Annotated in this window: 17 protein-coding genes; 7 read left to right on the forward strand and 10 right to left on the reverse strand. The window is 72.6% G+C overall.

What is annotated here, in order from left to right; translation table 11 throughout:
• Positions 1 to 238: 238 nt before the first annotated feature.
• The gene (locus ABD352_RS45600; RefSeq protein ID WP_344618868.1) at positions 239 to 1,300 is read left to right on the forward strand and encodes a hypothetical protein; all 1,062 of its coding nucleotides are present in this window, start codon (positions 239 to 241) and stop codon (positions 1,298 to 1,300) included.
• A 50-nt stretch (positions 1,301 to 1,350) separates the two neighbouring features.
• Here the strand turns inward: ABD352_RS45600 and ABD352_RS45605 are convergent, their stop codons facing one another.
• Positions 1,351 to 1,743, reverse strand: coding sequence for a hypothetical protein (locus tag ABD352_RS45605; protein ID WP_344618869.1), 393 nt, complete (start codon positions 1,741 to 1,743; stop codon positions 1,351 to 1,353).
• Positions 1,744 to 1,900: 157 nt separating this feature from the next.
• On the opposite strand from ABD352_RS45605, the gene solA reads away from it, so the two are divergent.
• Both solA and ABD352_RS45615 read left to right on the forward strand, forming a co-directional pair.
• Positions 1,901 to 3,043, forward strand: coding sequence for an N-methyl-L-tryptophan oxidase (gene solA, locus ABD352_RS45610; protein ID WP_344618870.1), 1,143 nt, complete (start codon positions 1,901 to 1,903; stop codon positions 3,041 to 3,043).
• A 76-nt stretch (positions 3,044 to 3,119) separates the two neighbouring features.
• Entirely contained in the window at positions 3,120 to 4,526 is a 1,407-nt protein-coding gene (locus ABD352_RS45615) for a S28 family serine protease (RefSeq protein ID WP_344618871.1), read from the forward strand.
• A 427-nt stretch (positions 4,527 to 4,953) separates the two neighbouring features.
• Here ABD352_RS45615 and ABD352_RS45620 read toward each other — a convergent pair whose 3' ends face one another.
• The 6 genes from ABD352_RS45620 to ABD352_RS45645 form a co-directional block, all read right to left on the reverse strand.
• The gene (locus tag ABD352_RS45620; RefSeq protein WP_344617828.1) at positions 4,954 to 5,373 is read right to left on the reverse strand and encodes a hypothetical protein; all 420 of its coding nucleotides are present in this window, start codon (positions 5,371 to 5,373) and stop codon (positions 4,954 to 4,956) included.
• Positions 5,374 to 5,467: 94 nt separating this feature from the next.
• A complete protein-coding gene (locus ABD352_RS45625; RefSeq protein WP_344618872.1) occupies positions 5,468 to 7,216 on the reverse strand; it encodes a potassium channel family protein in 1,749 nt (582 codons plus the stop codon).
• Positions 7,217 to 7,240: 24 nt separating this feature from the next.
• Complete coding sequence (locus tag ABD352_RS45630; protein ID WP_344618873.1) at positions 7,241 to 8,785, reverse strand: hypothetical protein; 1,545 nt, start codon at positions 8,783 to 8,785, stop codon at positions 7,241 to 7,243.
• A 17-nt stretch (positions 8,786 to 8,802) separates the two neighbouring features.
• Complete coding sequence (locus tag ABD352_RS45635) at positions 8,803 to 9,639, reverse strand: hypothetical protein (protein WP_344618874.1); 837 nt, start codon at positions 9,637 to 9,639, stop codon at positions 8,803 to 8,805.
• A complete protein-coding gene (locus ABD352_RS45640) occupies positions 9,636 to 10,139 on the reverse strand; it encodes a hypothetical protein (protein ID WP_344618875.1) in 504 nt (167 codons plus the stop codon). The genes ABD352_RS45635 and ABD352_RS45640 overlap by 4 nt, the downstream gene beginning before the upstream one ends.
• Entirely contained in the window at positions 10,136 to 12,667 is a 2,532-nt protein-coding gene (locus ABD352_RS45645) for a helix-turn-helix transcriptional regulator (RefSeq protein WP_344618876.1), read from the reverse strand. Before ABD352_RS45645 ends, ABD352_RS45640 begins: the two co-directional genes overlap by 4 nt.
• 351 nt (positions 12,668 to 13,018) lie before the next feature.
• Between ABD352_RS45645 and ABD352_RS45650 the strand changes: the two genes are divergently transcribed.
• Positions 13,019 to 13,660 (forward strand): hypothetical protein, encoded by a 642-nt coding sequence (locus tag ABD352_RS45650; protein WP_344618877.1) that lies wholly within the window; start codon positions 13,019 to 13,021, stop codon positions 13,658 to 13,660.
• A gap of 510 nt (positions 13,661 to 14,170) precedes the next feature.
• Positions 14,171 to 15,235 (forward strand): cation diffusion facilitator family transporter, encoded by a 1,065-nt coding sequence (locus tag ABD352_RS45655; RefSeq protein WP_344618878.1) that lies wholly within the window; start codon positions 14,171 to 14,173, stop codon positions 15,233 to 15,235.
• Positions 15,236 to 15,316: 81 nt separating this feature from the next.
• On the opposite strand, the gene ABD352_RS45660 is transcribed toward ABD352_RS45655, so the two are convergent.
• The gene (locus ABD352_RS45660) at positions 15,317 to 16,030 is read right to left on the reverse strand and encodes a DUF7144 family membrane protein (protein WP_344618879.1); all 714 of its coding nucleotides are present in this window, start codon (positions 16,028 to 16,030) and stop codon (positions 15,317 to 15,319) included.
• Positions 16,031 to 16,379: 349 nt separating this feature from the next.
• Between ABD352_RS45660 and ABD352_RS45665 the strand changes: the two genes are divergently transcribed.
• Both ABD352_RS45665 and ABD352_RS45670 read left to right on the forward strand, forming a co-directional pair.
• Positions 16,380 to 17,243, forward strand: coding sequence for a formylglycine-generating enzyme family protein (locus tag ABD352_RS45665; protein WP_344618908.1), 864 nt, complete (start codon positions 16,380 to 16,382; stop codon positions 17,241 to 17,243).
• A gap of 190 nt (positions 17,244 to 17,433) precedes the next feature.
• Positions 17,434 to 19,989 (forward strand): winged helix-turn-helix domain-containing protein, encoded by a 2,556-nt coding sequence (locus ABD352_RS45670; RefSeq protein ID WP_344618880.1) that lies wholly within the window; start codon positions 17,434 to 17,436, stop codon positions 19,987 to 19,989.
• 354 nt (positions 19,990 to 20,343) lie between these two features.
• Here ABD352_RS45670 and ABD352_RS45675 read toward each other — a convergent pair whose 3' ends face one another.
• Together ABD352_RS45675 and ABD352_RS45680 are read right to left on the reverse strand one after the other, a co-directional pair.
• A complete protein-coding gene (locus tag ABD352_RS45675; RefSeq protein WP_425553923.1) occupies positions 20,344 to 21,261 on the reverse strand; it encodes a DUF7144 family membrane protein in 918 nt (305 codons plus the stop codon).
• Positions 21,262 to 21,671: 410 nt separating this feature from the next.
• Complete coding sequence (locus tag ABD352_RS45680) at positions 21,672 to 22,346, reverse strand: PP2C family protein-serine/threonine phosphatase (protein ID WP_344618882.1); 675 nt, start codon at positions 22,344 to 22,346, stop codon at positions 21,672 to 21,674.
• Positions 22,347 to 22,381 lie beyond the last annotated feature (35 nt).

Below are 22,381 nucleotides of genomic sequence, written 5' to 3' on the forward strand. Positions count from 1 at the left end.
GCCTCGTAGTGACCGTAGTCCACGTCGCCGTGACCGCCGTCGTAACCCGCGTCCATGTCGCTCATGTGGTGTCTCCCCAGGGGTGTCGTCCTCGTTGGTAAGAACGGTACGGGCGCGGCGGGGTCGGTTGATCCCCGAATCGTGCCACCGTGACCGCCATTCGTACGTTGACAGGGGACGCGGCGGTGACCACCCTTGGCCAGCACGAACTGCTGGTCTGCCGGGGAGTCACCGCTTCATGTCGTACCGTCACCGGATCATCGGCGCCGTCCTCGCCGCCGGGCTGTTGGCCGGGGCCGGCCCCGGAGCGTCCGCGGGCGTTCCGGCGGTCGTCGGCCGGGTCGAGGTCGTCAACAGCGCCACGCACCGGCCGGTCCTGGGGCTCAGCCCGCTCACCGACGGCACCGTGGTCGACCTCTCCCGGCTGGCCGGCATCGACCTCGGGCTGCACGCCGAGGGCGCCCCCGCGTTCACGGTGACCGGGCCGGACGGCGACACCCACGAGTGCGCCGACTCGGCCGGCTGCGCGCCGCTGCACGCCCCGGGCCCGCACACCCTCACCGTGGCGGGCGCGCCGCTCTCGGTGCGCTTCACGGTCACGGCCACGGCCGGCACCGGGCCGGCGCTCGACGTGCTGTTCGTGGGCAACAGCCTGCTCGGCACCATCAACCACGGCTCCGGCGAAAACACCCCCAACCTGGTGCGCCACCTGGCCTCGGCGGCAGGGCGGGCGCTCAACGTCACCGAGGTCATCCACTCCGGCTACACGCTGCGCCAGACCTGGAACGACGGGCTGGTCACGAAGGCGCTCGGGGGCGCGAAGCGGTACGACTTCATCGTGCTGCAGGAGTACAGCACCCTCGTGGCCACGAACCCGGCGGCGGCGAGGGACACGCTGCTCGACGTGTACGGCCCCAGATTCGAGCGCGCGCTCAAGCCGGGCGGCCGGGTGGTGCTGTTCAAGAACTGGGCGCTGGCCGACCCGGCCCCGTTCCCGTCCCGCGCCGCCGCGAAGCGCGCCATCGACGCCAACTACGCGGCCCTGTCGGCCGCCCTGCCCACCCCGAACCTGCTCGCCCCGATCGGCGACGAGTTCGAGACCGTCATCGCCGGTAAGGGCGTGTCGTACCTCATCGTCCCCGACGGCAAGCACCCCAACGACACGGCGATCTACCTGGACGCGGTCACGCTGTACGGCATCCTGTTCCGCGAGTCGCCCCGCGACCTCGCCGACCTGTACGTGCCCGCGCCCGACGCCGCCGAACTCCGCTCGGTCGCGGCCTCCGCGATCGGCTACTGACAGCAAAACGGCCGGGCATCCGCCCGGCCGTTTCGTGTGCTTGGAAGCTGTTAGTTGGAGGCCATGCCCAGGCCGGCCTGGCCGCCGTGGAACTCGGTGCCGTTCATGAACGCGGTGTCGAAGCGCTGCGAGAGGGCGTCCATCTGGCCGAACTCGGCCTGGTGCGCGTTCTCGCTGCCCTCGGCGGCGAAGACGTGGTCGTCGACGTTGGCGTCGTGGCTGTAGTTGGTGTAGTCGTCGGCCTCGTAGTGCACGGCCGGGCCCTGGTCGAACTCGACGTGCGTGCCGTGGTTGTAGTCCGTCGACGTGTCGGCGTGGTGGTCGTTCTCGTACACGCCGAACTGGTTGTTGTAGTCGGCCTCCGACCCCTGGGCCTGGTGCAGCTGGTCCACACCGTCGTGCTCCTGGCCGGCCTCGAAGTGACCGTAGTCGACGTCGCTCATCGTGTTATCCCTTGTTCGTCTTCTTCGTCATCGCTGTTGAGAAGAACGGTACGGGCGCCGCGACCACGACGAATCCCGGAAACGTGCCACCCGGGGTGGCCTGGACAGGGGCATCGCTTTGTGCGGAGATGATCGCAACGAGCTCTGAGGGGTGGCCATGGAGTCGTACGACGTCATCGTGATCGGCATGGGCGGCATGGGCAGCTCGGCGGCGTATCACCTGGCCGCCCGCGGGCAACGGGTGCTCGGGCTGGAGCAGTTCGGGCCGGCGCACGACAAGGGGGCCAGCCACGGCGGCTCGCGGATCACCCGGCAGTCGTACTTCGAGGACCCCGCCTACGTACCGCTGCTGCTTCGAACCTACGAGTTGTGGGAGAAGCTCGAACGCGACTCGGGGCGGGACCTCATGACGCTCACCGGCGGGCTGTTCATGGGGCCGGCGGACTCGCTCACGGTGGCCGGCAGCCGGCGCAGTTCCGAGCAGTGGGGCCTAACACACGAGGTGCTCGACGCGGCCGAGATCCGCCGGCGGTTCCCGGTGTTCCGGCCCGGGCCCGACGACGTGGCGCTCTTCGAGGCGAAGGCCGGGATCCTGCGGCCTGAGGCGGCGGTCGAGGCGAACCTCACGCTGGCCGCCCGGCTCGGCGCGCAGCTGCGCTTCCACGAGCCGGTCGAGGCGTGGTCGGCCGACGGCGACGGGGTCACGGTTCGCACCGGCGTCGCGACGTACCGCGCCGGCTCCCTCGTGATCTGCCCCGGCGCCTGGGCGCCGCGGCTCCTGGCCGACCTGGGCGTGCCGATGACGGTCGAGCGGCAGGTCCAGTTCTGGTTCGCGCCCGAGGGCGGGATCGAGCCGTTCCTGCCCGACCGGCAGCCGATCTTCATCTGGGAGGGGCCGCCGGGCACGCAGGTGTACGGCTTCCCGGCGCTCGACGGGCCCGACGGCGGGGTGAAGGTGGCCTTCTTCCGCCGCGGCGAGGTCACCGACCCGGACGCGATCGACCGCAGCATCCGGCCGGAGGAGGTCGCGTTCATCGCCGAGCACCTGCGCACCCGGGTGCCGGCGGCGGCCGGGCGCTTCCTGCGCGGCAAGACGTGCATGTACACCAACACCCCGGACGAGCACTTCGTCGTCGCCCGCCACCCCGGGCACGAGCGGGTCACCGTGGCCTGCGGATTTTCGGGGCACGGGTTCAAGTTCGTCCCGGTGGTGGGCGAGATCCTGGCCGACCTGGCCCTGACGGGCGCGACCTCCCACCCGATCGCGCTGTTCGACCCGGGGCGGCCCATGCGAGGGTGACGGCGGGGGTCGAGCCCGGCGGATCGGCGATAGCGTCCATCGAGGTAGAGAACAATCTCGATGTGGAGGGTACCGCATGATCCGTCTTCGAAGAGCGCTGCTCGCGGTCGCGCTCCTGCTCGGGCTCGCCGGCGCGGTGGGAGTGGCCGGGCCCGCGGCGGCGGCCGAGACCGACATCAAGGCGCGGCTGGCGGCGGTGCCCGGGCTGACCGTGATCGAGGAGCAGCCGGTCGCTGCGCCCTACCGGTTCTTCATCCTGAGCATCACGCAGCCCGTGGACCACCGCAACCCGCGGGCCGGCACGTTCCAGCAGCGCTTCACGCTGCTGCACCGGGGCACCGACCGGCCGACGGTGCTGCACACCACCGGCTACAACGTGCCCGAGTACGCGTTCCGCTCCGAGCCCACCAGGCTCATCGACGGCAACCAGATCTCGGTCGAACAGCGGTTCTTCACCCCGTCCCGGCCCGCCCGCCCGGACTGGGAACAGCAGCTCACGATCTGGCAGGCGGCCACGGACCACCACCGCATCGTGCAGGCGCTCAAGCCGATCTACTCGCAGAAGTGGATCTCCACGGGGGCGAGCAAGGGCGGCATGACCTCGGTGTACCACCGCCGGTTCTACCCCGACGACGTGGCCGGCACGGTCGCCTACGTGGCGCCCCAGGACGTGGTGAACAGCGAGGACTCGGCCTACGACCGGTTCTTCACCAAGGTCGGCACCCCCGAGTGCCGGGCGGCGCTGGACGCGGTGCAGATCGAGGCGCTGCACCGGCGGACCGAGCTCGTGGCGCGCTACCAGGCCTGGGCCGACGCCAACGGGCGCACCTTCGGCATCGTGGGCAGCGCCGACCGGGCCTTCGAGTTCATGGTCAACGGCACGACGTGGGCCTTCTGGCAGTACAGCCTCCAGAGCGACTGCGCCGATGTGCCCCCGCCGAGCGCGTCCAGCGATGACCTGTGGGCGTGGCTGGACCTCATCTTCGGCGTGGACTCCAACACCGACCAGGGCATCGAGCCGTTCATCCCGTACTACTTCCAGGCGTCCTACCAGCTGGGCTACCCCGACATCAAGCTGCCCCACCTGGCCGGCCTGCAGCACTACCGCGGCCAGGACCGGGCCCAGTCCTACATCCCGCAGGAGCTGGTGCCGCGCTTCCAGCCGCTGGCGATGCTCGACATCGACGCCTGGGTGAAGTTCGCCGGGCAGCGGCTGCTGTTCGTGTACGGCGGCAACGACCCCTGGGGCGCGGAGCCCTTCCGCCTCGGCCCCGGCACGCGCGACTCGCAGTGGTACGTGGCGGCGGGCGCCAACCACGGCGCGAACATCGCGAAGCTGACCCCGGCCGAGACCGCGACCGCCACGGCCGCGGTGCAGCGCTGGGCCGGCGTCTCCGCCCCGGCCGCGTCCCTGGCCGCGCCGGCGCGCATCGCGTCGCTGGACGACCGCGACCCGGTCATGGACCGGCGCTTCAACCGGTAACCGCCGCGCGGCCGGGCCGACCCGCGAGGGCCAGGCCCGGCCGCGCCCGGACTACGCCACGTGATGTTCGCGCTGACGGTCTTGTCGAACAGCACCTGCGGCGCGGTCGCGTAGTCGCCGACCGCTACCGTGACCTGCGCAGCCGCGTCGCGGTCGCCGGTGCCGCCGGTGGCCGCCCCGCTGGCCCGGTCGGTCATGTTTCACCCGCACCGTCGCGCCCGGCCGCAGCGCCACCGCCGCCTGGAAGGACGTCACGCCGCCGTTCCACTGCTCGAAGGCGTTGCGCACCCGGAAGTCCAGCTTCTACGCACCGGCCGGGCATCTGCCCGGCCGGTGCGTAGAAACGTGCCACCCGGCGCACCTGCAAAACGTGGCCCGGACACGACGAAACGGCCGGGCAGCTGCCCGGCCGTTTCGTGAAAAGCTGTTAGTTGGCGGTCATGCCGAACTGGCCGCCGTGGAACTCGGTGCCGTTCATGAACGCGGTGTCGAAGCGCTGCGAGAGGGCGTCCATCTGGCCGAACTCGGCCTGGTGGGCGTTCTCGCTGCCTTCGGCGGCGAAGACGTGGTCGTCGACGTTGGCGTCGTGGCTGTAGTTGGTGTAGTCGTCGGCCTCGTAGTGCACGGCCGGGCCCTGGTCGAACTCGACGTGCGTGCCGTGGTTGTAGTCCGTCGAGGTGTCGGCGTGGTGGTCGTTCTCGTACACGCCGTACTGGTTGTTGTAGTCCGCCTCCGACCCGTGGGCCTGGTGCAGCTGGTCCAGCGCGCCGTGCTCCTGACCGGCCTCGTAGTGACCGTAGTCCACGTCGCCGTGACCGCCGTCGTAACCCGCGTCCATGTCGCTCATCTTCAAGAACCCCCAGGAGAAGTCGCTGTCGTTGGTAAGAACCGTACGGCCGGGCCCGGCCCGTCGAATCCCGGAAACGTGCCACCCGGGCGAGTCACCCGCGGGGTTGTGGGGTGAGGAGCGGTGGCGCCGACGGTGGGTGGAACGGCGGGGGGTTGTCGATGCCGGCCGCCCGGGCCAGCAGCGCCACCAGGCCGGCCCGGGTGGCCACCACGACCATGGTGTGCGTGCGGTCCAGCGTCCGCCAGCGGTTCTGCTCCGGGGCCCAGAAGGTCTGCACGCCGACCCCCAGGCCGGCCCGCCCGGTCTGCACGGCCACCAGGCGGACCAGGCCCGGCTCGCTCACCTCGCGGAAGTACGTGCCCTCCAGCTGGGAGCCGGCGCCGACCGGCACCTCGGCCAGCAGCAGCACGCGGCGGCCGACCGGGATGGTGTCGATGACCTCGCTGCCCACCATGGAGGCGGCGAAGGCGGGCGCGGCCAGGTACGACACGCTGCGCGACAGGTCGATGTCGAACGCGGTCTTGATGCGCCGGGCGAAGTCCTCCTCGAAGAGGCGCAGCACGACCCGCAGCTTGACGTCGGGGTCGGCCCGCCGGGCCAGGTCGCGGCCCAGCAGCGCGGCCTCCAGGTTGGTCACGTCGGCGGTGGTGACCACGACCAGGCAGCGGGCGGTGGCCACGGAGGCGGCGGTCAGCGTGTCCGGGTTGGTGGCGTCGCCGATGATGACCGGCAGGCCGAGGTCCCGGCTGGCCTGCACGCCGCGGGCCCGCTCGTCGCGGTCCACGGCGACCACGTCGATGCCCTGGTCGTACAGCTCGCGCACGACTCGGGTGCCGACGTTGCCCAGGCCGACCACCACGACGTGGCCGGAGACCGGCTCGGTGAGGCCGCCGGAGGCGATGGCCAGGCGGGCCTTGACCACGATGCCGACGACGGCGGCGGTGAGCGCCGGGATGATGGCCACGCCGGCCACCACCAGTACGACGTCGACCGCCTGGGCGGTAGTGGTGGCGTCGGGGTCGGGGTTGGCCCCGCCCAGGGCCGTGAGCACGGCGAAGTACACCGCGCGCCAGACGCCGACGTGCCGGGCCACGGCCACCGCGACCGTGCCCAGGGCCAGGATGGCGAGCGAGCTGACCAGCACGCGGCGCAGCCCGCTGCCACGCAGCAGGATCCGCGTGGCCCGCAGCGGGTGCCGGCGCTTGCGCCGCCGCCGATCCAGCTCCGCGCGGCGGCCGTAGACGCTGGCCAGGACCAGGTCGGCGCGGTCCTCGTCGACCGGCAGGCTGTCCGCGCCGGCGGTGTCGGCCAGGGCGCACCGGATGTCGCCGGGGTTGGCCAGGGACCGGTCGGTCGCCACGAGCTGCTGGCCGTCGGAGAGCCGGACGGTGGTCGGGCTGCTGTCGCCGAGCGCCGCGGCGACGAACGCGGGTGCGGCGATCTCGGAGGCCGACAGCACCGCGCAGTTGGAGAGCCGCTCCACGACGCCGGCGCCGAGGACGGTGTTGAACATGCGCAGGACCACCCGGATGGTCGGGTCGACCTCGCGGGCGATGAGGGCGGCGTCGACGTTGGCCACGTCGTCGGTGTCGACGAAGGCGATGGCGTCGGCGTCGCTCAGGTCGGCGGTCTCGAAGACGGCCTTGGTGAGCTTGCGGGCGGCGATGACGACCGGGCGCTCGCCGGGGTCGTCGTCGGCGCGGATGTCGGCGATCTCGGGAGCCTGGTTGGCGGTGAGGTCCGGCACGATGACCGTGACCTGGGCACTGTACGTGTTGATCAGCTCGCCGACCAGCCGGCGGGCGAGCGCGTTGTCACCCCAGACGACGAACTTGCGCACGATCGCGATCGTATCGACACCGAGCTAGCTGCAGGGTGGGGGAAATCCGTCGAGGAGGTTCACGTTGTACAGCAGAATCGCGTATTTCCCGATGTCGTGCCGCTCGGCCGGCGGGCCCCACACGTGCTCGGCCTGCTCCGGGGTCCCGTAGAACGGGCGGTCTTTCTCCAGGACGACGAACCGGGCGTCGTGCTGTTTCGCGTCGTACATCGCCCCCTTCGACTGCCAGCAGAAGGGCACGAGCCGGTCGCCGCCGCCGGTCACCGGGGCCACGGTGACCGCGCGCTCGGTGGTGACCGTGATGTTGTTCGACGCCCAGTAGGCGCCCAGCCCGTAGCCGAGGTTGCGCGAGCGCAGGTAGTCGGCCGCGACCTGGGCCTCCGCGGGGTCGGCGCGCGGCGGGGAGTAGATCACGACCGTGAGCGTGGCGATGGCGAGGACCGCGGCCAGTACACCTTGGCCGATCTTGCGACGCTCGGCGGTGGCGAGCCAGGGCCCGGCGAAGCGGGCGGCCAGGGCGGCGCTCATCGGGAGCACCGGGGCGATCTCGCGGGCGGCCATGAGGTCGACGGAGATGGTGGAGACGATCTCGGCGCCGAGGTCGCAGGCGATCGCCGCGATCATGATGGTGTCGACCCGGTCGGCGGTGCCGCGCACGGCCCGCACGAGGGTGACCGCGACCGCGGCCAGCGCGACCAGGAAGCCCACCAGGTGCAGGAGGGACAGGAAGACCTCGAGGACCGGCGGGTGCCAGCCGGGGCGGTGGGTGCCGAAGATGACCCCGACCATGCGGGCGGTCATCCAGGCCCGGTGCGGCCAGTCGGCGAGCGGGGCCAGCTCGATCGGCGGGTGCGGCGACTGGAAGGCGCCGAGCGCGTCGAGCAGGTGGCGGAAGCCGCGGGAGACGGCCACCGAGACGGCCGCGGCGAGGATCAGGCTCGCCTCGTACCAGCGCTCGGCGCCGCGGGAGCGGATCGCCCGGTAGGCGCAGACGACGATCACGGGCACCGCGCCGACGAAGGTGACCAGCGGGTCGCCCATCGCGCCGAAGCCGAGCAGCGCGGCCAGCAGGACCGGCGTCCAGATTTTGTGCCGCCACCGGTCCAGGACCAGCCAGGCGAGCAGCAGCGGTACCGCGGTCCCGGTGTGGTTGGGGGAGGAGAGCAGCGTCTGGTAGCCGGTGCCGGGCACGGGCAGCAGCAGGATGGCGACCGCCACGCCGATGCGCAGCCAGGCCTCCAGCCCGGTGGCGCGCCCCTTGGCCAGCCACGCGGCGACGAAGACGATCATCGTGTAGGTGATCGCCGCCGTCACGTGCACCTGGTCCGCGGTGACGCCAGTGAACCACTGCACGATGCCGTACTGCACCAGTTCGGTCGGGTAGAAGGACACGTCCGACAGCGCCCAGCCCTTGAGCAGGGGGTTGCCGTGGAACATGTCCCAGGCCTGCAGCGCGTTGCTCGCCCCGTCGCCGTTGATCGGGAAGGCGCGGGCCATCCTGAGGTACGCCAGGAAGAGCCCGACGGCCGCCACCACGGACCCGACACCGATCAACGCCTTCTGCCGCACCCCGGGAGACTAGCCGATCAGGTGTACTCGTCGGCCAGCTCCCGATACGCGGCGAGCACCACCTCCGTCCGTTCGACCAGATCGGGCTCCGGGCGGGAGCGCAGGGTGCCCAGCAGCGCGTCGGCCGCGCTGACCCGCATCCGGGCCCTGGTCTGGGCGTTGCGCTGGTCCAGGAAGTCCTGGCACAGCACCGCGAGCCGACGCAGCTGGGCGGCCCGGCGGCGTACCTCCGCATCGACCTTGGTCAGCCGGTGTGCGATCTCCGCCTGCCGGTCGGTCACCGCGCTGAAGAGGGTGCCGGCGCCGATCGGGTCGCCGACCGAGGCGCGCAGGTCGCGGTCGGCCGCCCGCAGCTCGCCGCGCTCGGCCAGGGCCTGGGCCAGCTCCCACAGCGCGCGCTCGAGCGTGTCGGTCGGGTCGTTCGGGTCGGCCAGCCGCTCCAGGGCCGGCCAGGTCAGCCGGATGCGGTCGGCGTTGGCCACGGCCGCCTCGAACTCCGTGCGGTCGCGGGGGTCGGTGAGGTACCGCCGCATGGCCCGCCCCCGCCGGGTCGGCGCCGCCACCAGCAGGTAGCCGACCAGCAGGAACATCGTCGCCGCGACGACCGCCAGGAACGTGCGGATGACGGCCGGCGGGGCGAGCCAGTTGATCGCGAGCGCGACCCCGGCGGCCGTGGTGAGCCCGGCGGCATAGAGCGCGTGGACCCACTTGTCGACGGGCCAGAAAGGGCCTGCACCTGTACTGCGGGAGCCTCGCGGCGGCACCTCGTCGCCGACCGCGGCCAGGCTGCGCTCGACGGCGTTCCCGCCCTTGCGCAGTGCCCCGACCCGAAGCCCCCGCAGGTACTCGATCACGTGACCGGTCCGGGCCGGCGGCGCCGGCGCCGGATCCGCGCCCCGATGCTGGCCAGGACCAGGGCGGCCAGGGCGCCGAAGATGCCCCACAACGCGCCGCCGAGGACCACCGCGGCCGCGGCGGCCGGGATGGAGAGCGGGCCGAGCACCCCGGGCGGGTGCTGTGCCGGCGCCGCGGCCAGCGTGACGAGGGCCGCGGCGGCCAGTCCCAGCAGCAGGGAGTGCGGGTGCGGCACCGTGGCGGCCAGGCCCGCCGCGAGCCCCACGCCGAGCAGCGGGCCGAGCCACGGCAGGACCGTGAGCAGCCCGACCGCGACCGCGCCGAGCTCGGCGTGGGTCACGCCGCAGGCCCCCAGCGTGGGCCAGGCGATCGCGGCGGCGAGCGCACCCCAGAGGCAGCGGTGGGTGGCGGCCGTGGCGGCACCCACATCGGCCCCGACGTGGAGCACCTTGACCAGCTGCGCCTGCTTCGCCGTGCTCGCCGGGGAACTGGGACTCACAGGAGTCGCAGTTCCCGGGCGCGCTCGACGGCCTCGCGCCGGCGGCCGGCGTGCAGCTTGCGGTAGATGTTCTTCACGTGGGTCTTCACCGTGTTGACCGACACGTAGAGCGTGGAGGCGATCTCCAGGTTCGACATGGTGCCCTGCAGGTAGCGCAGCACCGTCAGCTCCCGCTCGGTCAGCGGCTCGACCAGGTTGCCCTCCCCGCCGCCGCGGGCCCCGCCGGCCAGCGGTGACGAGCCGGCGGCCAGCTCCGCGGCGAGCGGGTGGTAGACCGGCAGCAGCGGTGCGAAGTTGGCCAGCAGGTCGCGCACGGGGTGCCCACCCACGAGGAACGGCCGGCGGAAGCTCTCCTCCTCGGCGATGTCCAGGGCCACCTCCAGGCCGCGCAGCACGCGGTTGCGGTCGCCCAGGGCCCGCCCGGCCAGGCTGGTGAGGATGGCCGCCTGCACGGTCCACGCCAGCGAGGTGTCCGCCGACGGCGTGGCGAACTGCGCGGCGGTCGTCGCGGCCGCGGCCGCCTTGCCCTCGATGAGCGCGGCCGAGGCGTCCACGCACGCGGCCCAGCCCGGGAACACGTCCGGGTCGCCGCCGGTGGCCACCAGGCGCCGGGCCGCGCCGAGGTCGCCGCCGCTGATGCGCAGCTCGGCCTCGGTCAGCGCGAGGGCCCGGTCGACGGAGGGGGCCAGCGGTGCGCCGCCGAGCTCGCGGCGGGCGGTGTGCAGCACCTCGAGGGCGGAGGCGAGCCGGCCCGAGCCGTGGCGGAGCTTCGCCCGTACCGTCGCGATGGAAACCAGCAGGTCGGGGTCGCCGGCGGCGAGGTCGAGGGCCTCGTCGAGCAGCCGGTCGGCCTCCGCGATGCGGTCCCACTCGCCGTAGACGCCGGCCAGGGCCATGCGCACCCAGCCGAGGTCGGTGGCGTCGGTGATGCCGAAGCGGTCCGCGGTGACCAGCGCCTGGCGGCCGAGCCGGGCGGCGGCCCGCAGCCGGCCGCGCAGCGACTCCAGCACGGCGAGCTGGCTGGCCGCGCAGACCTGGGCCTGCGCCATGCCGGCCCGCTGGGCCAGCACCAGGGCGCCGTGCAAGGGGGCGCCGGCCGCGCCCAGTTCGCCGAGGCGGAGCCGGGCCTCGCCCTCGTCGAGCAGCGCGAGGGCGCGGCTCTCGTCGGTGGGCGTTGCATCGGTATTTGCCGATATTTCGGACATCTCGGAGATCATGCGGTGGGGGTCGCCGGCCAGCCAGGCCTCGGCCGCGGTCAGCGCCTTGAACATCGGCGCCGAGCGGTCCCCGCCGCAGCGGCGCAGGAAGTCGCGGGTGCCCTCCAGGTCGCCGACCCGCAGCCGCTCGGCCGCGAAGGCCAGCGGCAGGCGGGGGTCGGTGCTCTCCTCGGAGGCCGGCGCGTGCGGCGCGGCCTCGTGCGGCCGGTCGTAGCGGACCCCGCCGACGATGTCCGGCCAGTGCCGGTCGAGCGTCTCCACCGCGCCCGCCCAGTCCTCGGCCAGCAGCGCGTGGCGCATCGCCTCGGCCGGGATGCCGTAGGTGCCGTGCCAGGCGGCGGCCCGCCGGTGCAGGTCGGCCACCCGCTCGGGGCTGCGGCGCAGCAGCTCGGCGTGCAGGGTGCGGGCGAAGAGGGGGTGGAAGCGGTACCAGCCGCCGGGTCCCGCGTTGCGGGTCAGGAACGCGTTGGAGCCCTTGAGCTCGGCCAGCACCCGGGCCCCGTCGTCGCGGCCGGTGATCGCCTCGACCAGGCCCGCGTTGAGCCGCGGCGCGATCGCCGCCTCCAGCAGCAGCCGCCGGGTCTCGGCCGGCAGCGGGTCGATCACCTCGCCGGTGAGGAAGTCGCCGACCGCGGTGCTGAACGCGCCGCCGTCGTCGAGCACCCGCTCCGGCTCCGGGTGCCCGCGCATCGCCATCGCGGCGAGGCGGACGCCGGCGGGCCAGCCCTCGGTGATCGAGTGCAGCGCGTACAGCGTCGAGCTCGGCAGGACCACGTCGTGGGCGGCCAGCAGCTGCGCCGTCTCGGTGATGGTGAGCGACAGGTCGGCCGTGCGTACCTCGGTCAGCGAGCCGTTGACCCGCCAGCGGTACAACGGCAGTGAGGGATCCCGCCGGCAGGACAGCACCAGCCGCAGCCGGCCCATGCCGTGGCGCACCAGCGATTCCAGCTCGGCCAGCGCGTCGGGGTCGCTGATCTCGCGCACGTCGTCGACGACCACCACGTGGGGCTGCTGCAGCGAGTCCACCGCCCGCAGCAGGTCGTCGCCGTCGCTCTTCTCCGAGTGCGCCGACAGGGCGCCGAGCAACTGCCCGGGGACGTCCGCGCCGTGCTCGGAGTGTGACGTCACCCAGCGCACCACCGGCACCTCGGTGCTGTCGCCGATTCGCACCGCGCGAGCCCACGCCACCAGGGCGGCGGTCTTGCCCCAGCCGGCCGGCGCCGTCACCAGCGTCAGCGGCGATCGCACCGCGGCGTCCAATTGGGCGACCACCCGCTCCCGCATCACGTACCCCGGCGGGAGATCCGGCACCGCCAATGACGGCGGCGCGAAACCTCGGCGATCCTGCTGTACCAACGCTTGTGACACCCGTGCCCCCCGAAATCGCTTTCCCGGCCTGGTTTTCGCTTCGTCTTTCATCCGGGTCAAACGTGACGAGCAAAGCACCGCCGCACGCTGCGGCGCCTCACCCTGGCTGGGTGGTCTGCCAGCCTCCGGTAAGCCGCATTCCCTTACGTGCCAACGGTTCCATCGACACAATTGCACCGCCACGCGCGCCGCCGGAGGCTCACCCGGAGAGGATGAAGCGCGGTCACCATTCTCATCGGCAGCGTTCGCCTGTCGCCCGTCACGGGAACGGGCCGGGGAGGAGGGTGAGCCAGCATGAGCGCGGTTGTGGGCGAGATCGAACTACGCCCCGAGAACGGCTTCGAGCTGAGCCTGCGGGGCTATCATCGCGCCCAGGTCGACCGGTACATCGCCACCTTGCAGATGCGCCTCACCACGGCGGAGACGGAGGTCGCCTCGGCCCGCTACCGGGAGCAGCAGCTCACCGGCCGAGTGGAGAGGCTCGGCGCCGAGCTCAAGAAGTGCACGTGCGCCGACGAGTCCTCCAAGGTGGTGGGCGGGCGCATCCAGCGGATGATCGAGCTCGCCGAGGAGGAGGCGGGCGCGCTGCGCCTGCAGGCCCAGCAGGACCTCGACAAGGCCCGGGAGGCCGGCGAGGCGCTGCTGGTCGACGCCCGCAAGCACGCCGACAACGCGATGCGGGAGTTCCAGGAGACCCTGTCGAAGCGCCGCGCGGACGAGGCCCGCGCCGAGGCGAACCGGCGGGCCCAGTGGGACGCCCGCCGCCAGCGCCAGCGAGAGGCGGCCGAGAACCTCCTGGCCACCACCCGCTCGGTCGGGACCGACAGTGTGCAGGTGACCAGGCGTCTGCTCGACGCGCTGATCGCCGAGCACACCAAGCTGCTGGCCGAGGTCGAAATGGCCGAGAAGGAGATGGCCAACCTTTCGTCCGCATGATGTCGATCCGGCAGGTGCTTCACCCATGACGGGTGACGACGGATCATCCCGGCAGCAGACAGGATCTCTTACGTGACAAGGCAAACGACGGGTGGAACTGCGACGGTGACTGCTGCACCGTCCACAGTGCACCACCCGGTCCCGCCAGCCGCGGGCGTCGCGTCGTCGGTGGTCCCCGGCGCGACGGACCCAGCTGGGCAGGTCGGTGAAAACCGTTGAGCAGGGGGTACTCAACGGTCCAGGAGTCAGCGGTGAACACGGCCCGCGTCCTGAGCACCGGCCGGCCTTCAGCGAGGGCGGCGGGAGCCGATGGGTGGGCGGCTGATCCGGAGGAGGCCGCCCACCCATCGCAAGTCATGACGCTCGTTTCGTAGGCGTTTCCGCTCCGCACGCGTTCCGCTCCATTCACTCCGTGAAGCGTTCTGCTCCACCAGGACGGCGCTCGGCGCCGGCGCGCTCCCAGGCCCGCGCCGGCGCCATACGCGCCGTTTTTCTGCGATGGTGGAGTCCATGGCTTCGTCTTGGTGGCATCGCGTCCGGCACGCCGTAGCCCCGCACTCGCACGACGCCGCCGACAAGGTCGACCCGGCGATGGAGGGCTCCCGCGAGGGCATCCGGGCGCTGTGGATCTCCCTGGCCGTTCTCGGCCTCACCGCCGCCCTGCAGGCCCTGGTCGCGGCCTGGTCCGGCTCGGTCGCCCTGCTCGGGGACACCCTGCACAACGTGGCCGACGCGCTGACCGCGGTGCCGCTGGGCATCGCCTTCGTCCTGGGCCGCCGCCCGCCGACCCGGCGCTACACCTACGGCTACGGCCGCGCCGAGGACCTGGCCGGCATCGCGATCGTGCTGACCATCGCCGCGTCGGCCGCCCTGGCCGCCTATGCCGCCCTCGACCGGCTCCTGCACCCGGCCGTGGTGACGCGCCTGCCGTACGTGGCCGCGGCCGCCCTGGTCGGCTTCGCCGGCAACGAGCTCGTCGCCCGCTTCCGTATCCGGGTCGGCCGCCGGATCGGCTCGGCCGCCCTCGTCGCCGACGGCCTGCACGCCCGCACCGACGGCCTGACCTCCCTGGCGGTGCTGCTGGGGGCCGGCGGCGTGGCCATCGGGTGGCCGTGGGCCGACCCCGTGGTGGGCCTGCTCATCACCCTGGCCATCCTGTTCGTGCTCAAGGACGCGGCGCGCGAGGTGTACCGCCGCCTGATGGACGCCGTCGACCCGGCCCTGCTGGCCGCGGCGGAGGAGGCCCTGTCCGGCACCCCGGGCGTGCGGCGGGTCTCGGGGCTGCGGATGCGCTGGATCGGGCATCGGCTGCACGCGGAGACGAACCTGGTCGTGGCGGCGGAGCTGTCACTGGGGGAGGCGCACGCGATCGCGGTGGAGGCGGAGCATCGGCTGTTGCACGCGGTGCCCCGCCTGGCGGGCGCCACCGTGCACCCGGACCCGGAGTCGGCGGACGCCCACGCCTCGCTGGCCCACCACCATGCGCCGGCCGCCCATGAGCACCGCCACGCGGAGCTGGAGGAGCCTCGGGGGCATGGCCACCACCACGGCCACGACCATCCTCACCACGGCTGAGGCCGGCAGACACGGAAAAATCCGGCACGCCCTTCTGGCTGGGCGTGCCGGATTTTTCGGCTATGCGGGAGGAGCGGCGGCTCAGGCCGCGCCGGTGCCGTGGCCCGAGGTCGGGGTGGAAGGGGAGGCGGGAGAGCTGCCGTGGCTCGGCGGGTACGGCCCGGCGCCGGGCGCCGACCGGCCCGGCTTCTGGTACTCCGGATACTCGCCGGCCTGCGGCTGCTCGCTGCGCTGCGGCTGCTCGGCGCCCTGCGGCTGCTCGGCGCCCTGCGGGTAGTCGGCGGAGTGGGCCGGGGTGCCGCGGGGCGGGTTCATCGGGAAGGCGGTCTCGCGGGGCTGCTGGTCGCGGTCGGCGCGGTGCACGCCGCCGACCGCCGGCGCCGCCATGGTGTCGATCTCCCGGGGGACCCATTGGACGGTCAGCGCGTAGATGATGATCACGTCGAGGGCGATCATGAGGATGGACCACACCGGGTATGCGCCGATGGACCCGATCTGGGCCAGCACGTGCAGGCAGGAGATCACGATCGCCGCGATCCGGGCCGCCGGGTTACGGAGGAAGAGCCCCATGCCGGCCAGCGTGAGCAGCGCGCCGAAGACGATCAGGACCACGCCGTAGCCGGTCAGGTTGACCACGACCAGGCTGCCGCCGTCGATGAACGTGATCTGGCGCTGTATCAGGGCGACAAGGCCCTCGAGGATGTTCAGCACGCCGAGGACGCAGAGCAGTACCGCCGCGAACGTGATCCAGCCCTGCCAGGCGCCGCTCCTGCGGGTGGTGCCGATCTCTGCCATGACCTCTGTCTCCCTTCGACTGAACGAACGAACGACCCAGGAAGCTCGGGAGGGGTCACGGGGCCCGCCGTCCGGCCGCGGCGGACAAGAGAGGAGGCGCCGCGGCCGAATCCGGCGAAAGCTCGTGTGGCTACCTCCCTCCCTTGCACATGCGCTTGTACCGGTTGTTGGATGCCGTACCGGTCTTTTGAAAGCGATGGTTCGGCCGGCCCGGATGACCGGGCATCACCCCGGACGTGTGAATGCACCCCCGGTACCCTCCGAACAGCTCGGAGTTGCTCGATGGGGCCTCACCCGGGGTGGGTGAGGACCAGTCACCCACGGCCGTTCGCACAATGCGCTGGTGGAGATGGCCTGGATCCCCGGTGGCACCTTCGCCATGGGCGCCGAGGGCTTCTATCCGGAAGAGGCGCCCGTTTGCAAGGTGGCGGTCGATGGCTACTGGATCGACTCGCACCCGGTGACGAACGCGGAGTTCGCCCTGTTTGTGCAGGAGACCGGGTATTTGACGGTCGCCGAGCGGCCGACCGACCAGGGCCCGCCGGGCTCGATGGTCTTCGTGCAGCCGCCGGGCCCGGTGCCGCTGCGCGACTGGCGGGTGTGGTGGGAGCTGCGGCCCGGGGCGTCCTGGCGGCAGCCCTTCGGGCCCGGCTCGGACATCCGCAAAAGGTCCGCGCACCCCGTGGTGCACGTGGCCTACGAGGACGCCGCAGCGTACGCCGCCTGGGCCGGCAAGGACCTGCCCACGGAGGCGGAGTGGGAGTTCGCCGCGCGCGGCGGGCTGGACGGCGTCTCCTATCCGTGGGGTGACGACCCCGAGCCCGGGCGGGCCAACATCTGGCAGGGCATATTCCCCTGGCTGGATCGCAGCGAGGACGGCCACGGGACCAGTCCGGTGGGCGCCTTCGCGGCGAACGCGTACGGGCTGTTCGACGTGGTCGGCAACGTGTGGGAGTGGACCTCGGACTACTACCGCTCCGGCAACGCCCGGTTCGGGGAGGTCGAGGGTGAGATCCCGGAGAACCCGCGCGTAGACTCCCCGCCCGGGGCTAGCGTGTTCGCCAGCCGGGTGGTGAAAGGCGGCTCGTACCTGTGCTCGACGGGGTACGACCACCGGTTCCGGCCCGCGGCGCGGCAGCCCGAGGCGATCGACAACGGTAGTTGTCACGTCGGCTTCCGGTGCGTGAGAAGGCCAGCTCAAGCGAGCGGGTGATCACAGCCCGTCATTGGTTCACCCCCTACGGGTGAGGCGACATCACCTTTTGTCGCCTCACAATCCCGTGGTCATCCGCCGTGCTGCGGTGGGTGGGAGGGGGCGAAAGACGTTGGGGCAGAAAACGCTCGTTGACACCATCACCCGTCCCGCACTGCACTTCGCAGTGCCCGAGCCGCCCCGCTATCACGTGCCGCGACCGCGTCTGCTGGACGCACTGGATCGCGCCGTGGCGGGGCCTTTGACATTGATTTCCGCTCCGGCGGGGTGGGGCAAGACCACCCTGCTGGCCGAGTGGGTGACGGCGGGGCGTGCGCCCTGGCCGCTGGCGTGGTTGACCGTCGAGGCGCACCACGGCCCACGTTTTTGGGAGCACGTGCTCGACGCGATCAGCCAGGTGACCGGCGAGCAGCCGGAGCCCGAGGCGAGTGGTGAGGGACCGGGTGAGGCGCTGGAGGCGCTCATCACCGTGCTGCGCCGGGCGGGGCCGCCCGTGGTCCTGATCCTGGACGACCTCCAGGAACTGTCCGTCGCGCGAGTGTGGGGCGAGCTCGAGACGCTGCTTTCCCAGGCGGGCGACCGCCTCCGTCTCGTCATCGCCTGCCGCACCGATCCGGCGCTCACGCTGTACCGCTTCCGGATCCGCGGCGCGCTCAGCGAGCTGCGCACCGGACCGCTCGGCTTCACCCTCGACGAGACCGCGCAGATGCTCGGCGCGCACGGGGTGCGGCTGGCGGAGTCGGCGCTGGTCGAGCTGCACGCGGTGATGAAGGGCTGGGCCGCCGGCCTGCGCCTGGCCGCGCTCGCGGTGCAGGGGCACCCCGAGCCGGACAGCCTGGTGCCGCGGTTCGCGCTGCAGGACCGGGCGCTGGGGGAGTACCTGGTCGGCGAGGTCTTCGACACGTTGCCGGAGGACGTCCGCGAAGTCGTCCTGTGCACGTCGGTCCTCGACCAGGTCAGCTCCGAGCTCGTGGAGGCGCTCACCGGCCGGGTGGACGGCGCACGCATCCTCGCCCAGCTCGAGCACTCGAATCTCTTCGTGGTGCAGGGCAGCAGCAACGCCGGGATGTACCGGTGCCACCCGCTGTTCGGGCTGATGCTGTACGACGAGCTGCGCCACCGCCGGCCGGAGCAGGTGCGCCAGTTGCACCGGCGGGCGGCCGACTGGTTCGCCGCGCACGACCTGCCGGCCGACGCGCTGCGCCACGCGCTCGCGGCGCGCAACTGGAGCCAGGCCTCGGACCTGCTGGCCGCGAGCTGGCAGGAGCTGGTGCCGGGGGCTCGGATGCGCACCATCAAGGAGCTCGTGCCGCCGCCGCCGCAGGAGGTGCGCAACGATCCGAAGCTGGCCCTGGCCTTCGCCGCCGAGCGGCTCGACGCCAGCGACCCGCAGGGCACGGAGACGTTCCTGCACCTGGTCGACCGTTCACAGCACACGCTCGTCGACTCGGCCCGCGCGGCTTTGCGCCCGATCGTGGACAGCTTTCGGATGGCAGAGGCTCATCAGAGCCAGAAGCCGGAACTGGTACTGGCGACAGCGCCACTCCTGCTGAGGGACGACACCGGCCTCGACGACCAGGACACCGCGCGGATGCGCGCCCTGGCCCTCGTCGCCGTTGGCGGCGCGCGGCTGATTCAGGGTGACCTCAACGCCGCCGAGCACGCGCTGCTGGAGTCGCTCAACCTGGCCCGCCGCTGCGGCGGGGTGCAGTCCCAGCTCGCCGCGCTGCGCCAGCTGGCGCAGCTCAACGCGGCCCGAGGGCGGCTGACGGCGGCGATGCGCTACGGCAAGGAGACCCTTGCCCTGGCCGATCGCGAGGGCCAGACGCAGGGCAGCGACGTGGTGTGGGCCCAGCTCACCGTGGCCGAGGTCTGCTACCTGCAGGCCCGCGTCCGGGCGGCCGAGCACTACCTGGACCGCGCCCTGGACGGGGGCGGCCTGGCCGACCCGGCCCTGGTGGCGGTGGCGACCATGACGAGGGCGCACATCCGCGCCGCGGCCGGCGACGCCCGTTCCGCGTGCACCGAGCTGGCGGCCATCCGCCGGCAGCTCGCCGACTGGCGGTACACGCCGCGGATGCAGCACTGCGTCACCCTCGCCGAGGCGGAGCTGCGCCTTGCGGCGGGTGACGTCGAGGCGGCCAAGCGGCTGCTGAACCTCGACCCGGTGGAGATGCTGGCCCCTTGGCTGGGCGTGGTGCGCGCCAAGGCCCACCTGTCCGAGCGCCGCCCGGCGGCGGCGCTGGGCGCGGTGCAGCCGTACCTGGAGTACACCACGGGCTCGCTGGTCTGGACGGTCGACGCCAACCTCACCAGCGCCCGAGCCCTGCGCGCGCTCGGCGACCGCTCGAAGGCCGGCAGGGCCCTCGAGCAGGCCCTGCGCTTTGCAGACGACGAGACCATCCGCTGGCCTTTCGTCGCCGGCGGGCAGCCGGTGCGGGAGCTGCTCGTGACGTACCTCCCGGCCGGCAGCGGCTACCGCGGCCTGGCCGAGGACATCGCCCAGGAGCTGACCGGCTTCGGGCGTCCCCCGGCCGCGGCGGGCGAGCTCGCCGAGCCGCTGACCGAGCGGGAGCTGGCGGTGCTGCGCTACCTGCAGGGCACGCTGTCGGCGGGGGAGATCGCCTCGATGCTGTACGTCTCGGTCAACACCGTGAAGACGCACATGAAGAACATCTACCGCAAGCTCGGCGTCGGCCGGCGGCGGGAGGTGATCGAGCGCGCGCGTGAACTCAATCTGCTGTAACCCCGCCCGAAGAGGAGCGCGGACCCATTCCCTGGGCCGCGCTCCTTTTTGTATGCCCGCCTTCAGAGGGGTCCGACAGGTCGGGCACCACGGCCACGACATAGCCCGAAGAGGAGCGCGGACCCATTCTCTGGGCCGCGCTCCTTTTGTATGTCCGCTTTCAGAGGGGTCCGACAGGTCGGGTACCGCGGCCATGACATACCTGGCCGGCCCTATGCGTGTCCCGTCAGCGGCTACCGGGGGATTGCCCCGACCGCCCTAACACCCCGGTGGTGGCGGACAGGCACAGAAAAGACAGCGGCGGCGTACCCCCGGAAGGGGAACGCCGCCGCTGTCTGGCGGGGTTTGGGGCTCTCAGCGGTTCACGTACGGCCGGGCGCCGATGGCGGCGAGCGGCTCGCCTTCGCCCGGGCCGGAGACGGAGGCCGCGGCGATGGCCGCCTCGCCGGCCAGGACCATCGGCAGCGGGTCGATCAGCGGGTCCAGGGACTCGAGCGAGGCGCGCTGGATCGGGACTCGCGTCTCGTCGGCCACCTCGTCGTCGAGCGGGACCGGGACCGTGGCCTGGCCGATCGCGCGCACCCACGCCGTCGGGGGCTCGCCGACCAGCTCGGCCTCGACCGTCTCCTCCGCCAGGACGGTGTGGACCGGGGCCCCCACCGAGGCGGTCACGACGACCGTGTCCTGCATCGACAGCGGCGCCCCGTCGGGATCCGAAGCGCTGGTGAGCAGGTCGATGAGGATGATGTCGTCGCGCTCGGTGCTGTGGCGGACCACCGGGCGCCCACCCTTCTTGTGCTTGCCGCGGTACGCGTCCGAGCGGCTGTTGCGGCGCAGGGCCAGCTTCGCCGTCGGGGGGCGGGGCGCGGCGACCGGCGGCTCCTCGTCGAGCGCCGGGGCCGCCTCGACGCTGCCCCTCGGCACCGTCAGGATGAACAGGATGATCACGTCCAGCGTGACCATCAGCAGCGACCACGCCGGGTAGGCCCGCAGCATGGCCAGCTGTGAGATCGCGTGCAGGGCCACCACGCTCACGGCGGCCAGCTTGGCGCTGGGCTTGCGGGCGCGAAGCGCGAAGCCGGTGGCCGCGAGCAGGACGCCCAGCGTCACCGTGGCCGCGGCCCAGGTGCCGGCGCTGGTGAACGCCACGTCATTGCGGTCGAAGCCGACCCCTCCGCTGGCGAAACCCACCAGCAGCCCCTGCGAGACGTTCAGCGTGCCCACCAGCGCGAGCATCGTCGTACCGAACGTCCGAAATTCCTTGACCCGCATCCGCCCGTCTTCTCCCTTGAGTGCTTGAACATGTGGCCGCGACCAAAACCGGAACGCCGAGGAAGACAAGGGCGGGAAAATACGTGAGGCCGTGCCGGTCCCCGGTCGAAACCGAAGACCGGCACGGCCTATATCCCCCGTTACTTGTTCCCCCCGGAACAGGCCCGACCCGTGGTGTCCGGTCCCGCCGCCCGCGGCACCGGACACCGGCGCAGACCCCTCCGCGCCGGGCTGCAGGACACCGGTTGATCCCTCCCGCGGACAGTGGTGGATCCCCCGGCCGCCCCGCTCCCGGACATCGGCGCCTGCCTCAGTCGGCAACGTGTCGTGCCTGGGGACATACTTCGAGCGAGGCGGGTGAATGAGGATCACCCTCGATGGGTGAACGGCCGGGTGGCGGATCTGCAGGTCTAGACGGGCTCGGCGGCGAGCAGACAGGCGTCGTCGTCGGGGTTGCCGATCGGGGCGAGGTCGAGGGCGGTGCGCACGCGCTCGCCGGGTGCGGAGGCGCGCAGGGCCAGCCGGACGTCGTCCGCCAGGTGCCGCACGCCCTCGTCGATGGCCTGGTCGCGCTGCTCGACGACGCCGTCGGTGAACATCAGCAGCAGGTCGCCGGCGTCCACCACCACGCGGGCGGTGTCATAGCGGGCGGCCGGGTCGACGCCGAGCGCCATGCCGCTGGGCTGGGCCAGCTGGCTCACCCCGGCCGCGGTGGCCCGCAGGATCGGCAGGTGGCCGGCCCGGGACCAGGTGAGGGTGTGGTCGGACGGGCGGAAGCGGCCGCACACCGCCGTGGCAAGGGTGGTCTGCGGGCGGCGGCAGAGCATCCGGTTGAGGGCGGCCAGGATCGCCCCCGGCTCGTCGCCGGCCAGCGCGAGCCGGGTCATGGCCGCGCGCAGCCGCATCATCGTCGCGGCGGCGGAGCGGCCGTGGCCCATCACGTCGCCGACGGCGAGCATCACGTCCCCGCCGGGCAGCGGGGTAGTGAGGTACCAGTCACCCCCGAGGCCGCCACAGTGGTCGGCGACGGCGTACCGCACGCCCACCCGAACCCCGTTGACCTGCTCACGCACCGCCATAGCCATGCCGCATATCGTGTCCCCGCCACGGTGTGCGGCGG

The sequence above is a fragment of the Dactylosporangium salmoneum genome, assembly GCF_039532525.1.
Classification (GTDB): Bacteria; Actinomycetota; Actinomycetes; order Mycobacteriales; family Micromonosporaceae; genus Dactylosporangium; species Dactylosporangium salmoneum.